The following is a 12,822-nucleotide window of genomic DNA, read 5'->3' as shown; positions in this document are numbered from 1 at the left end:
AATGTTTCATAATAAGATAGTTTAATTATAAGGAGGCAAATTGCTCGCCATTTTTTAGACCAAAAGCGAGCAATTTATGCCCACTCATAAAACCTTCATCTGTATAAACAGTATTTATACGTAGAAGGGTATTATCATAACATTGTATTATTAAGCCGTTGTTTTCATTTATTTCTAAAATAGTTCCCGGATTGCTTGTGTTATTTGAGACTACATTAGTTTGAGAAACTTCTAAAAGGCGAATGTTTAAACCATTCCATTGTGTATAGGCTCCTTTGTTCCAAGGATTGCAAGCATTTACCAAAGCTTGTATGGATTTTGAATCCTGTTTTTCCCATTGAATGCTAACATCTGCAATAGTTGGTTTTTTATAGTATTGAGCTAAAGTCTCATCCTGATTGATGCCTGTGTCATTTATATTCAATAAAATAAGTAACTCGGGCAAGATGTAAGAAGCCAAATAAGATAAATTGGTACATAACATTCCGTGTGTTAAATCGGAATGAAGTGGTAAAGTTTTCTTAAGAATTATTTTTCCTTTGTCAATTTCCTTCTCAATCACATGTATAGAGATTCCTGTTTCGTCTTTTTGTTTTCTTATTGATTCAAAAACAGGATCTACGCCACGCATTTCAGGTAATAGTCCATAATGGAAATTATAAAACAGGTTTGGATTTTTTTGAATGATTTCTTCTGGAATTTTCCATGGAAATGTCATTGTAAAAATAAATTTAGCATTGCTGCTTTTTATGATTTCCTGTAGTTGAAGTTGTAACTTGGTTTTCTCAACCCATACTAGATTGACTCCGGCTTTTGCGGCAAAAACAGAACAAAAAGCTTTTACATCTTCATTTTCGGCAGGAACGCCTATTGTATGAAGTCTACCCATACTATAAAGTGTTTGGATAGCTGCGAAAGCCATTCGATTATTGCACAAAACTACTATGTCGCGTATCGGATTCATGAGTCTAAACAGGCATAAGAGTTTAACCAAGAATTAGCGGGAGTGTTCTGAATAGCTAGGACATGTTGATATAAGCGACTACGTTCTTCGTCTAAATCAGTAACTTCAGTTATGTTTTCTAAAATACAGTTTCCGTTTTCTTCATTTTTTGTTACTGTTGCATAATATACAGGAGCTTCTGAGAAACCAGTATTTGGATTGAAATATACTTTTCCCCTTGGAGAATCAATAGTAACCTGATCTAAAGACTGACCGTTTGAATTTGCTATAAACAAACCTGCTTCCCATCCTAAAAGAGAAAAGAAGTTCGCTTTCTGTTCACGGATATTTTTCATTACGGTTACAAACTCTTCATTTTCATTAGTTTTTAAATTGACAGACCATGGTATAGCACAGCTCCAATTGTATCCAGGGTAAGCGATTTTGCTTAACCAGGATTCTTCTGCAGTAAAACCGCTTGCATAAGTTTTGCGGGAAGCGATGTTTTTTAGTTTTGATGATTCTCTAAAAAAATCTTCGGTCATGTCACCACAAAAAGAAGCCAATAAAGAAACATTATCGTTTTGTTCCAGAAATTCTTCCAACGGATCTAAATTAAAATCAACTCTTTTTAATGATGTAACATGATTGTAATGTAGAGAACCTCCATTGTCTTCAATTGCTGTTGAAAAAGTATAAGGAGGACGATATCCAGCATCATAAAAAGAACAGGTAAAAGCAAAATCTTGATTGCCTTCTTCTATAGCTTTTCGAACAATTAAGCGGGAGCATAAACCATTTTGAAGTGAGATAAAGTAAACATTTGGTATTTTTTTCTCAAAATTTTGAAAATGATAACCGCTATCCAGTACGATAAGTAACTTACCCGAACTTTCAAAAAGTGGTTGTATAAATTCTGCAGTATCGGGATTTATGTAAGCGATAATAATATCTGTATTACTAAACAGCAATTGTTCGCTGCAGGAATAAATTTCTTTATTATCAGAACCAAGTCCTATACTGGCTGTGACAATTTCGTGTTTTTCCTCATGTCCCATTTTTTTTAGGGAAGATTTAAAACCGTCCATGATATCAAAGGACATTGAAGGGTAAATGACAGATCGGGGCAAGAGTATAGCTATTTTCATAAATGATTTTGGTAGATAATTAAAAACAAACTACTCATAAAGAGCGCTAACAGATATAAGCCATTAATTTCTTGAAGGAAATATTCCTTGAAGGCAAATAATATAGCTTATCCCTAAATAAGGTTGCTGAATAGAAATTGGCTGATTGCCACCTGCTGTGGCTACCGACACTGTAGGTGTTACAGGCTTTAATGCACTGTCTGGTGTTTTATCAGAATAAAGATTTTCTATAGAAGCCAGATTAGCATTTTGTGGTGCAGCAGTATCTCCAGTATCGGCATAAGCTTTCATTGTAAAGCTGCCTGTTGCTAGATGGGTATGTTGCGGTAGATTTTGAACTGTTGCGGTCACCGTTTCTGTACCAGTAACTACACCTAGTGGAAATTGAGTAATGCCTCCTGGAGGTGTGCCTGTTCCAACTGCACTTCTTCCTCTAAAATCGGGTAATGCAAAATTGGTAACACCATTTCCGCCGTATGTAGTACCTAAAAGACTAAATAAGGCTTGGTTTGAATTGATACTAAGAAGCTGACCTGCACAGTATGCCCAGAATCTTGGGGCAAAGTTTGCAGCAAATAATCGAATTTCTGAGATTGTTCCTTCCATGATTTTGGTTTTAGTGTTTAGTTTCTAGATGGGAAAATACCTTCTACACAAATGATGTAGTTAGTAACTAGTGTAGGTTGCAGAATTTGAAATGGCTGTGTGCCTCCTGCAGCGGTAACAGCGATTGGTGTGGCAACCGGTTTTAAAGTACCATCAGGAGCTTCTGCTGAATATGCACCACTTAAAGCTGCTAAAACATTGCCAGATGGCGAAGCAGTAGTACCAGCCCCGCTATAGGTTGGAATTGAAATGGTGCTTGTTGTAGACCCGTGTGTATGTGCAGGCATCTGATTAATGCTCATAGTTACGGTTTCTGTGCCTCCTACTTGACCCACTACGATGTTTTGTCCTCCTGGTCTCTGACCATTACCTACAGGAACACGACCTTGAAGATCAGGTAATTTGAAATTAGTTTGGCCATTACCTCCAAATGTTGTTCCGATTAAGGCAAAAAGAGGTGTATAATCATTAATGCTTAATGTTCCTCCTGCGCAGAACATCCACCCTCTTGGTGCAAAATTTCCGGCAAATAGACGTATTTCTGATATATATCCTTCCATGAATTAAAATTTTTAGTTTTTTGTTAGTAAAATTGTTTTTTGTCGAATAAATATTAATTGCGAGATGGGAAGATTCCCGCTAAACAAATAATATAATTCATTCCAATTACTGGTTGCGTGATACTTATAGGAGTATTTCCGCCTGCAGGCGCAAGTGTTAGATTAAAAGAGGCGGTCTTCATATCGTCATCTCCTTGTACTGTATTGTACATGTTGCTTTTAGAAGCGAGAATATTGCCATTTGGCGTTCCAAGTTCCCCAAAGTCAGGATAAACAGGAATTGTAACACTCGCTGTGGTAGCATGCGTGTGATTAGGAAGATTTGAAAGAAGTAATGTTGAAGTATTAGTTCCAAATGATTCACCAGCTACATAAGATGATAAACCGGCTCCAGTTCCAGCTCCTACGGCTAGACGACCAGCAAAATTAGGAAGACCAAAAGTAGAAGATCCATTTCCTCCATAAGTGGTTCCTAATATAGAAAATAATGCTGTATTGGTTTGTATTGCAACAATCTGTCCAAAACAAAATGCCCAGCTTCTTGGGGCGAAAGTGGCAGCAAATAGGCGAATTTCTCCAATTGTTCCATCCATAATTTTTTAGTTAAATAGGTTAATTTTAGTTATAAGATTAATTTTTATTGTCGTCTTAATTTAATAAGTCTTTATTTTATATTGAGTTATAAATACCTATTAAAAAAATAATATTAAAAGCGATTTTAGTACAAAATTGAATTACGAATTCAGTTTTATGAACCTATCTCAGGTTTAAAATTAGATTTCTAAAACTCTGAGCAGGAAAAAAATGTTATGAAATGGGTTTTTTATGTTATGAAATTACTTTTTATAGTAATCCCAACAATTCAATGTTGCAAAATGTAATTTCAGTACTTAATTTTTGTAATAACTTACAGAATACGTTCTTGTTAAACAAGTTTTATGAGATTAAGTAATTACGGGTTTTTCAAACCGAAGCGAGGAAACAAAATAAAAAAAGGGAGCTTTTTCAAAGTAAATTTCAATCATAATTTTTTAAAATTTAGGATAGTACTATTGCCTTTTGAAATTGTATTAATAACCGATTCCGTTTGTTAAAAAAACTGGGTATTTTACTGATTACCAGTGTTAATATTTTGCTAAATTAGCAACAATAAGTATCTTAAAGATAGGTATTTATACCTGATTTTGTAGGTTTTTACTCTTTTTAACTTTTTTATGTGTTTTTCTTATATTTTTGTTTGTTAAGATGTTAAAATGGTTAAAAACAGTATTTTAGGTAGTTGTAAAGAAGATTGACATAAAAAAATATGTCTTTTTATTAAAATTGAAAATTAGTAGTTTTCAATTTAAAAATGGGGCCTTAAAGAGAAGTGAGGGCTTATTATTGCTGGAATACAGCAGTTTGTAATTAGAAAGAGATGCGTTGATTCTAGAAATTCAAAAAAAATCTTAAAAAGCAAAGATTTCATGGATAAAATACTTAATATTTTACATTCCAGGCCAGTATAACACATTGAATTTGTGATCATCCGGGTCAGAAAAGCAGAATGTATAGCCTTGTAGATAGTTTTGTGGCTCCGAAAAAACTGTTCCGCCAGCATTGAGTATTTTTGCTCGCCAATGGTCTACTTCGTCCTTACTTTTTGCAGAAAGCGAAAAGATAATTTCGTTTTGATTTTCCCAGTTTCCAACAGCTCCATTTCGTTCATCTTTGAGTCTTTCTTTTGTAAAGAAGTTGATGATGAATTTATTTTCACCAAACAAAAAACTTGCTATTTCATCGGAACTATGTGTTCCATTATATTCAAAACCAAGTTTAGTGTAAAAATCAATTGTAGTTTTGAGATTTGCTGAGGCAAAGTTTGCCCAAATCATTTTAGTTTCCATTTTATTTACTTTACAGATGATAGAACCTAAAATTATGATTTTAACTGTTTGGTTTTGTTATGTTTGAAAATTTATTTTTTACATTTTTTTATAAAAAAGAGAGGACTCGCAAATCAGTTATTTAAGAGCTTGTGTAAGTTTTCGGGCAGGCTTATGAAATAACCGTCTGAGTCTTGTCCGATTGGGAAAACTTCAAATTTATCATTGTAATACCAGTAATAATTAAGTGTAATATTTCCTGGGTCTTCATTGTAAAATTTCGCAATTGTCGGACCTAAAATTGTAATGAGTTCCAAAATATTCCCTTTTTCAATCGGATGCGTGTATACAGTTCCCTTTGTCGGAATTGCGAGTAATGTTCCATAATTTCCAATTACATAATCTGCTTTTTCCTTTAAATTTAAAATATAGGATGCTGCATAATCGCCACTAAAGAAAATGAAAAGTTTAAATTGATCGTTTAGGTCATATTCGTTGGTTTCGATTTCGTTTTCAGGAATATTATCCAATGCTATTTCAAATAGTTCTTCTTCGGTTTTTTCCCACTCTAAGATATCTTCTTTTCTGACGTAATGAAATTGTCCTTCAAATTCTAAGATTAGAAATGTATTCGTTTCTGGGAAATCTACCCTTGAGATGTATTCACCGAGCTCAGCCGGAAAATTAAAAGTCGGTCCTTTTACTAAAACCCGTAAAAATTGTGCGGCATAACTAAAGTCTTTATAGAGATAATCGAAAGCTGCCGAATTGTATTTTAATTTATCGAAATGCTCGTAAATGGCATTTTTCCAATCTTCGGGATCATACGAAGCCAAATTCCGAACCAGATTATCTAAATATCGGTGTTCTTTGTCTCCGTTGTCTTCAATAACAATTTCTCCTTCGTCTATTTTAGTAATTGTAAAACTTTTTTCCTGATGATATTGTATAGCGGTCTGCATGATCAAATTGTATTGATCGCGATTTACAATTCCTTTATACATGCTCGGAAGATCGAAACCTTTTTTCTTCTTAAAAATATCAAAAAATCCCATTTTACGTTTTTTATCTAAAAGCTAATATACCATTTTGTCCTAATGCATTTATAGAAAATAGATTAATTTATCACTAATATTTTTCCAAGACTCTTTAAAAACAGTCATTGGTCGAAATTGTATTTATTCAAATTATAAATTACATTACATTTATCGTTCAGACTATTTTAAACAGATAAGCAATGAAGAACTTTATCCTTTCCGTATGTCTTTTCGGTTTCGTTTCATCCGGATTTGGTCAGGAATTAGCAAATGCGCCAAAAGCTTTTGGTCCAATTCCGACTCAAAAACAAATTGATTGGCAGGAAATGGAGTTTTACGCTTTTGTGCATTTTTCGCTCAATACTTTTACAAATAAAGAATGGGGTTACGGAGATGAATCGCCAGACTTGTTTAATCCGACAAATCTAGACGTACGTCAATGGGCACGTATTGTAAAAAACGCCGGAATGAAAGGTATCATTTTGGTAGCAAAACATCATGACGGATTTTGTTTATGGCCTTCTGCTTATACCGAACGTTCTGTGAAAAATTCTCCATGGAAAGATGGAAAAGGAGATTTGGTTAAAGAACTGGCAGAAGCTTGTCGTGAATACGATCTAAAACTTGGTTTGTACCTTTCTCCTTGGGACAGGAATCATTCAGAATACGGAAAACCCGAATATATTACCTATTTCAGAAATCAGCTGAAAGAACTATTGACTAATTATGGAGATGTATTTGAAATGTGGTTTGATGGTGCAAATGGCGGCGATGGCTACTATGGTGGCGCCAATGAAACGAGGAAAATCAATTCGTTAACTTATTACAACTGGGATGATACCTATAAATTAATTTATAGCATAGCGCCAAAAACATTGGTTTGGGGCGTTGGTCCTTCTGAAGCTAGATGGATTGGAAATGAGGAAGGTAGAGCAGGAAAAACCAACTGGTCTTTGCTTCGCCAAAAAGATGAATTGGCAGGGAAAGTGCATTATACCGAATTTATGTCTGGACATGAAGACGGCGAAAAATGGGTCCCAGGAGAAGCCGATGTTTCAATCAGGCCAGGATGGTTTTATCATTCTGTAGAAGATGACAAGGTGCGTCCGCTTGACGAAATGGTCGATATTTATTACGAATCCATTGGGCGAAATGCCACTTTATTACTGAATCTTCCTGTTGACAAACGCGGATTGGTTCACGAAAATGACGAAGCAAGATTGAAAGAACTCGTGGCTGTCATTAAAGCTGATTTCAAAAAAGAATTATTAGCAGGTACAAATGTTCAGGCTTCTAATACAAGAGGAAATAGTTCTGATTTTGGACCACAGAATCTTATCGACGGAAATAAAAATACTTATTGGGCGACAGACGATAAAGTAAAACAAGCTTCGGTCGAGTTTACCTTTAAAAAACCGATTCCTTTAAACCGACTTTTGTTACAGGAATACATTAAACTAGGACAACGTATAAAATCATTTTCTGTTGAAGCCAATGTTAATGGACAATGGAAAACAATTGCAAACGAAACTACAATTGGCTATAAAAGAATTCTGCGATTTGACCGCGTTACAGCATCGGCATTGCGTATCAATATTTTGGATGCAAAAGCTGGTTTTGTAATTAGTGAAATTCAAGCTTATAATGCTCCGACTTTTGTAAAGGAACCGCAAATTTTCAGAGATAAAAATGGTCTTGTAACGATTAAATCGGAAGATGGGAATGCTGTTTATTATTCGCTTGACGGAAAAAATCCTTCAGTAAAAAGCGAGCTGTACAAAAAACCGTTTGTTTACAGTAAAGCTGTTGAGATTAAAGCTATAGCCAGAAATGAAAAAGAAAAAGTAAATAGTGCTATAAAAACGGCAAAGTATGGAGTTTCTAAAGAAAAATGGAATATCGTTTCGGTTTCAAGCGGTGATCAGAAATCGGCAGAAAGAATAATAGACGGAAATCCGGTTACGGACTGGGGTTTTGGAAATGAGAAAGACAAACTTCCTCAAACCATAATTATCGATATGGGCGAGGAATTGGAAATAAAAGGTTTTACTTATATGCCACAGCAGGTTGGTAATAATCTGAATCTTATTTCGAACTACGAATTCGAGACAAGTTTAGATAATAATACTTGGACAAAACAATCTGAAGGAGAGTTCTCTAATATCAAACACAACCCAATCGAACAAATTAAGAGTTTTGCTGCGGTTAAAGCAAGATTTTTAAGATTTACAGCTACAGCAGGCGTAGGAAAAAGCCAAAGTGTTTCGATTGCCGAAATTGGAGTCGTAGAATAATTAAGTGTTTTTTGAAATCTGAATCGGCTTTATATTTCATATTTTGTCTTTTGCCGAACAACAATGGTTATTAGTCGAATTTTTAATTGCAGGGGAGAATTAAACTTTACTTTTATCTTGCATTAATTAAATGAACCCGATAGCAGATGATTAAAGAAGACATAGGTTTTAGAGAAGCAGGGAAGTTTGAAGAAACTCGTTTTGAGCGAATTCATAATGTTATCTTCGAATCGTCGCAGGAGGCTTCATTATTGGTGGCACAAGAAATCGCAAATTTAATTCAGCGTAAAAATGAATTAAACGAAGCTTGTGTTTTAGGTTTGGCTACAGGATCTTCGCCAATCAAAGTTTACGAAGAACTGGTAAGAATGCATAAAGAGGAAGGATTAAGTTTTGCCAACGTAGTCACTTTCAATTTGGATGAATATTATCCGATGGATAAAAACGACATTCAGAGTTATTATCATTTTATGCATGAGCATCTTTTTAATCATGTGAATATTCTTCCGGAGAACATTAATATTCCGGATGGACAGGTTACTAATGAAGAGTTGCAACAGTATTGTATTGATTATGAAATGAAAATCAAATCGTACGGCGGACTGGATTTCCAGCTTTTAGGAATTGGAAGAACAGGACATATCGGTTTTAATGAGCCAGGTTCTCATGTTAATTCGGGAACCAGAAGCATTACATTAGACCATTTAACTCGTGTTGATGCCGCTTCTTCTTTTTTAGGAATCGATAATGTTCCGAGAAAAGCGATTACAATGGGAATCGGAACGGTTAGAAATGCAAAAAGAATTGTACTGCTTGGCTGGGGAATCAGCAAAGCGGGAATTATAAAGAAAACTATCGAAGGCGAGATTTCTTCTCGTGTTCCGGCGACATATCTGCAGGAACATCAAAATACGACCTTTGTTTTAGATACAGAAGCTTCGTCAGAGTTAACAAGAGTAAAAACACCTTGGCTGGTTAAGTCTTGTATTTGGACAGATGAATTAAAGCTTAAAGCGGTGGCTTGGTTAAGTGAGTTGACTAAAAAGCCGTTTTTAAAGCTTACAGATAAAGATTATAATGATAATGGAATGTCTAGTCTTTTAACAGAAGAAGGGACTGCATATGATTTGAACATTAAGATGTTTAATAAAATGCAACAGACCATTACGGGTTGGCCAGGCGGAAAACCAAATGCTGATGATACTTACAGACCAGAACGTTCTACGCCGGAGAAAAAAAGAATTATCATTTTTAGTCCACATCCAGATGATGATGTGATTTCGATGGGAGGAACTTTTGATCGTTTGGTAGAGCAGGGACATGACGTGCATATTGCATATCAGACTTCAGGAAATATTGCGGTTTCTAATGAAGAAGCCTTAAAGTTTGCTGAGATTTCAAAAGCCTTAAATCCGGGTTCTGCTGTTTCAGAAGAAATTATTGGTTTCTTGAAAAACAGAACAGGAAATGAGATTGATTCATTGGAAGTCAGAAAATTAAAAGGATTAATAAGAAGAAGTGAATCATACGGTGCCACTCGTTATTTGGGTCTTCCTGATTCTAATGTAAACTTTTTAGATTTGCCGTTTTATGAAACGGGAACTGTTAAAAAGAATAATCTTTCGGATGCAGATATCGACATTATGTGCGATATTATTGAAAGAATAAAACCGCATCAAATTTATGCTGCCGGAGATTTGGCAGATCCGCATGGAACTCATAAGGTTTGTCTTGACAGCTTGTTTGAAGCTTTGAAAAGACTAAAACAAAAAAGCTTTATGAATGAATGCTGGGTTTGGCTTTACAGAGGCGCGTGGCATGAATGGGAATCGTACCAGATTGACATGGCAGTACCAATGAGTCCTGACCAAGTTTTAAAGAAACGACATGCAATTTTTTATCACCAGTCTCAAAAAGACGGCGTTATGTTTCAAGGTGATGACAGTAGAGAGTTTTGGGTACGAGTAGAAGACAGAAATAGATTGACAGCAAAAAAATACCATGACCTAGGGCTTGCAGATTATTCTGCGATAGAAGCTTTTAAGCGTTATCATTTTTAGCCGTCATAAAGATAAATAGACTTTCATGGTTTATTTGGTTAGTTACCTATAATTGAGGGAAAATGCAGCCGTGGTTGGCTGCATTTTTTATTTTGTTTTTTTAACCGCAAAGACCCTAAGATTGCACAAAGTTCGCTAAGGTTATTTTATATAGATATTCACAAGTAAATAAAAAAGTTCGCAAAGCTTTAAATAAACTTTGCGAACTCTAAAACATAGCGAAGGTTTTCACCTTGGGTATAAAAAGATTGGAACACGATACGTACCCAAGGTTGAAACCTTGGGCTATGTTCTGAATAAATTGTGGAAATGCTTATATAAAAAGCTAGCCACAGAATAAAAAGATTTACACAGATATTTAAATCCATTTAATCTTTTTAATCTGTGGCTAAATAAATCTTAGAGAATTTTGCGTAAACCTTGTGTATTTGCGGTAAAAACCTATATAGAAGAATTCAAAATCTTTTGTTTTACTTCGTCAATATAGGATCTTCCAATTACGTATCTAAGTCCTTCAATTTCAATGCTGTTCCCTTCAACAGCATCTATTTTGTCAATAGCAATTGTGTAGGATCTGTGAATTCTGATAAAATCTCTTTCAGGAAGTAAGCTTGTAAAATCAGATAAAGTGCTGTGAATGATAAATTTTCCAGATGTCGTGCTGATTTTTAAATAGTCTTTTAAGCTTTCGATCACTAAAATCTCATTTAAGAAAATTTTCTTCATTTTCTTCTTGTCGATTTTCACGAAGATAAAAGGATTTTCTTTACTGTTTTCCTGTGGAAGTTTACTTGTGTTATTAAGGCGTTTGTTGATTTTGTTGACTGCTTTCATCAGTCTCGGAAACTCAATCGGTTTTACTAAGTAATCTAAAACATCAAGTTCGTAAGTCTCAATTGCAAACTGGTCGTAAGCGCTTGTTATGATTAGCAAAGGCGGATTTTCTAAACTTTTAATAAAATTAATACCATCCAAAACAGGCATGTTGATGTCAAGGAAAATGACATCAATAGCATTGTTTTTTAAAAAATTCAATCCCTCTATAGAATTACTGAAAGTATTTATCAATTCTAAATCCTCAATTTGTTCTATATAGTTTTTTATAACGTTTATTGCCAATGGCTCATCATCGATAATCAAACACTTTATTTTCATTTTTTCTGTTGTTTTTGGGCCGGTACTGATTTTTAGTAGGTATAGTTTTAAAAAAAGGCAGAAAATGGGCTTTAAGTGACTTTAATTGCTAGTTTAACAACAAAAATATTCTTTTTATTTTTAAATGAAAGCTTATAGTCATTTTTATTATACCCGAGTTCAAGTCTTTTTTTAACGTTCTCAATACCAATTCCGCTTGCGATATTTAAGTTGTCTTTGTGTTTGGTGATTTCGGGCATCGGATTTGAAATAATGAAATAAAGATAGTCGCCTTTTACCTTAAAATTAATATCGATAATAACGTTTCCGGTATTTTTGTTTACGCCATGTTTGAAGGCATTTTCGACGAAAGTCAACAGCAATACTGGTGAAATTTCTTTGTCGTGAATATCTCCAGAAATATACATATTGACTTCTAGGCGTTCGCCGTTTCTAATTCTTTCCAAATCAAGATAATTTTGAATGCAGAGAATTTCGTTTTCCAAAGATTGTTTCTTTTCTTTTGTTTCATAAAGCATATAGCGCATTAATTCGGAAAGCTTTAGCACTATTTTAGGGGTTTTGTTTGACTTTTCTACGGAAAGCGAATAGATATTATTTAAGGTATTAAAGAAAAAGTGTGGTGAGATTTGAGATTTTAGAAAAAGCAATTCTGTCTCTAATTGTGATTTTTCCAAATCGGTTACACGTCTTTGTTCTTGCAAAAGATCAAGCGTAATTTTAATTGCTGTTACAAAAGTCATCACATATAATTCTCCCATCATCATATCTATTGTATAATTTAGCGTCAGCGTATTGATGGTTTTCGGGCCTTCTGGCCAAACGTCATGCGTAATCAACAGATAAGTCAAATTAAATTTTATAACAACCATCACAAAAATAGCAGACATGACCGTTATGATGTAGGGAATATATTTTTTGCGGTAAACCAAATTAGGCATCAATACCAGAATGTTAAGGTAACATAATGCCATATGAATCGGAAACCCCAACAAAGTCGTTTTTAACGAGTAGACATAATCGTTGAAATAGCTTCCCCATCTAAAAGTGTTAAACAAGAAATAGGTAAGCCAAAAGTAAATGTGATATCGTGTAGGTAAGCTATAAGGTTTGCTTGAGTTAAAAATCATATTGTTGGTTTAGAGTGTCGTTTG

General features: G+C 34.4%; 11 protein-coding genes. 2 read left to right on the top strand and 9 right to left on the bottom strand.

All coding sequences use genetic code 11. The features are described 5' to 3' along the window. Window positions 1–25: 25 nt before the first annotated feature. The 7 genes from ACFFLS_RS13100 to ACFFLS_RS13070 form a co-directional block, all read right to left on the bottom strand. Window positions 26–889, bottom strand: a complete 864-nt coding sequence (locus ACFFLS_RS13100) for a formyltransferase family protein (RefSeq protein ID WP_379682028.1) — start codon at window positions 887–889, stop codon at window positions 26–28. 71 nt (window positions 890–960) lie between these two features. After that, window positions 961–2,091 carry a type 1 periplasmic-binding domain-containing protein gene (locus ACFFLS_RS13095; RefSeq protein ID WP_379689438.1) on the bottom strand — a complete coding sequence of 377 codons (1,131 nt, stop codon included), beginning with the start codon at window positions 2,089–2,091 and terminating at the stop codon, window positions 961–963. Between the two features lie 63 nt (window positions 2,092–2,154). After that, a complete protein-coding gene (locus tag ACFFLS_RS13090) occupies window positions 2,155–2,697 on the bottom strand; it encodes a phage tail protein (RefSeq protein ID WP_379682026.1) in 543 nt (180 codons plus the stop codon). Window positions 2,698–2,714: 17 nt separating this feature from the next. Beyond that, window positions 2,715–3,257, bottom strand: coding sequence for a phage tail protein (locus ACFFLS_RS13085; RefSeq protein ID WP_379682025.1), 543 nt, complete (start codon window positions 3,255–3,257; stop codon window positions 2,715–2,717). A gap of 53 nt (window positions 3,258–3,310) precedes the next feature. Then, window positions 3,311–3,850 carry a phage tail protein gene (locus ACFFLS_RS13080; protein WP_379682024.1) on the bottom strand — a complete coding sequence of 180 codons (540 nt, stop codon included), beginning with the start codon at window positions 3,848–3,850 and terminating at the stop codon, window positions 3,311–3,313. A gap of 894 nt (window positions 3,851–4,744) precedes the next feature. After that, the gene (locus ACFFLS_RS13075) at window positions 4,745–5,143 is read right to left on the bottom strand and encodes a VOC family protein (RefSeq protein ID WP_379682023.1); all 399 of its coding nucleotides are present in this window, start codon (window positions 5,141–5,143) and stop codon (window positions 4,745–4,747) included. A 113-nt stretch (window positions 5,144–5,256) separates the two neighbouring features. Beyond that, complete coding sequence (locus ACFFLS_RS13070; protein WP_379682022.1) at window positions 5,257–6,177, bottom strand: DUF1444 domain-containing protein; 921 nt, start codon at window positions 6,175–6,177, stop codon at window positions 5,257–5,259. Window positions 6,178–6,359: 182 nt separating this feature from the next. On the opposite strand from ACFFLS_RS13070, the gene ACFFLS_RS13065 reads away from it, so the two are divergent. Both ACFFLS_RS13065 and nagB read left to right on the top strand, forming a co-directional pair. Beyond that, entirely contained in the window at window positions 6,360–8,453 is a 2,094-nt protein-coding gene (locus tag ACFFLS_RS13065) for an alpha-L-fucosidase (RefSeq protein WP_379682021.1), read from the top strand. A gap of 146 nt (window positions 8,454–8,599) precedes the next feature. Then, the gene (gene nagB / locus ACFFLS_RS13060; RefSeq protein ID WP_379682020.1) at window positions 8,600–10,513 is read left to right on the top strand and encodes a glucosamine-6-phosphate deaminase; all 1,914 of its coding nucleotides are present in this window, start codon (window positions 8,600–8,602) and stop codon (window positions 10,511–10,513) included. Window positions 10,514–10,954: 441 nt separating this feature from the next. Here the strand turns inward: nagB and ACFFLS_RS13055 are convergent, their stop codons facing one another. Both ACFFLS_RS13055 and ACFFLS_RS13050 read right to left on the bottom strand, forming a co-directional pair. Then, the gene (locus ACFFLS_RS13055) at window positions 10,955–11,668 is read right to left on the bottom strand and encodes a LytR/AlgR family response regulator transcription factor (protein ID WP_379682019.1); all 714 of its coding nucleotides are present in this window, start codon (window positions 11,666–11,668) and stop codon (window positions 10,955–10,957) included. Window positions 11,669–11,739: 71 nt separating this feature from the next. Next, complete coding sequence (locus tag ACFFLS_RS13050; RefSeq protein WP_379682018.1) at window positions 11,740–12,798, bottom strand: sensor histidine kinase; 1,059 nt, start codon at window positions 12,796–12,798, stop codon at window positions 11,740–11,742. Between the last annotated feature and the right edge of the window lie 24 nt (window positions 12,799–12,822).

The sequence above is a fragment of the Flavobacterium procerum genome (assembly GCF_042431625.1).
In the GTDB taxonomy this organism is placed as follows: Bacteria; Bacteroidota; Bacteroidia; order Flavobacteriales; family Flavobacteriaceae; genus Flavobacterium; species Flavobacterium procerum.
This window is presented reverse-complemented; position numbering and strand designations above follow the sequence as displayed.

Bases quoted from the DNA above. Each gene is read 5' to 3' on its own strand.
- ACFFLS_RS13100 (WP_379682028.1), bottom strand. From the start codon at position 889: ATGGGTAGACTTCATACAATAGGCGTTCCTGCCGAAAATGAAGATGTA.
- ACFFLS_RS13095 (WP_379689438.1), bottom strand. From the start codon at position 2,091: ATGAAAATAGCTATACTCTTGCCCCGATCTGTCATTTACCCTTCAATG.
- ACFFLS_RS13090 (WP_379682026.1), bottom strand. From the start codon at position 2,697: ATGGAAGGAACAATCTCAGAAATTCGATTATTTGCTGCAAACTTTGCC.
- ACFFLS_RS13085 (WP_379682025.1), bottom strand. From the start codon at position 3,257: ATGGAAGGATATATATCAGAAATACGTCTATTTGCCGGAAATTTTGCA.
- ACFFLS_RS13080 (WP_379682024.1), bottom strand. From the start codon at position 3,850: ATGGATGGAACAATTGGAGAAATTCGCCTATTTGCTGCCACTTTCGCC.
- ACFFLS_RS13075 (WP_379682023.1), bottom strand. From the start codon at position 5,143: ATGGAAACTAAAATGATTTGGGCAAACTTTGCCTCAGCAAATCTCAAA.
- ACFFLS_RS13070 (WP_379682022.1), bottom strand. From the start codon at position 6,177: ATGGGATTTTTTGATATTTTTAAGAAGAAAAAAGGTTTCGATCTTCCG.
- ACFFLS_RS13065 (WP_379682021.1), top strand. From the start codon at position 6,360: ATGAAGAACTTTATCCTTTCCGTATGTCTTTTCGGTTTCGTTTCATCC.
- nagB (WP_379682020.1), top strand. From the start codon at position 8,600: ATGATTAAAGAAGACATAGGTTTTAGAGAAGCAGGGAAGTTTGAAGAA.
- ACFFLS_RS13055 (WP_379682019.1), bottom strand. From the start codon at position 11,668: ATGAAAATAAAGTGTTTGATTATCGATGATGAGCCATTGGCAATAAAC.
- ACFFLS_RS13050 (WP_379682018.1), bottom strand. From the start codon at position 12,798: ATGATTTTTAACTCAAGCAAACCTTATAGCTTACCTACACGATATCAC.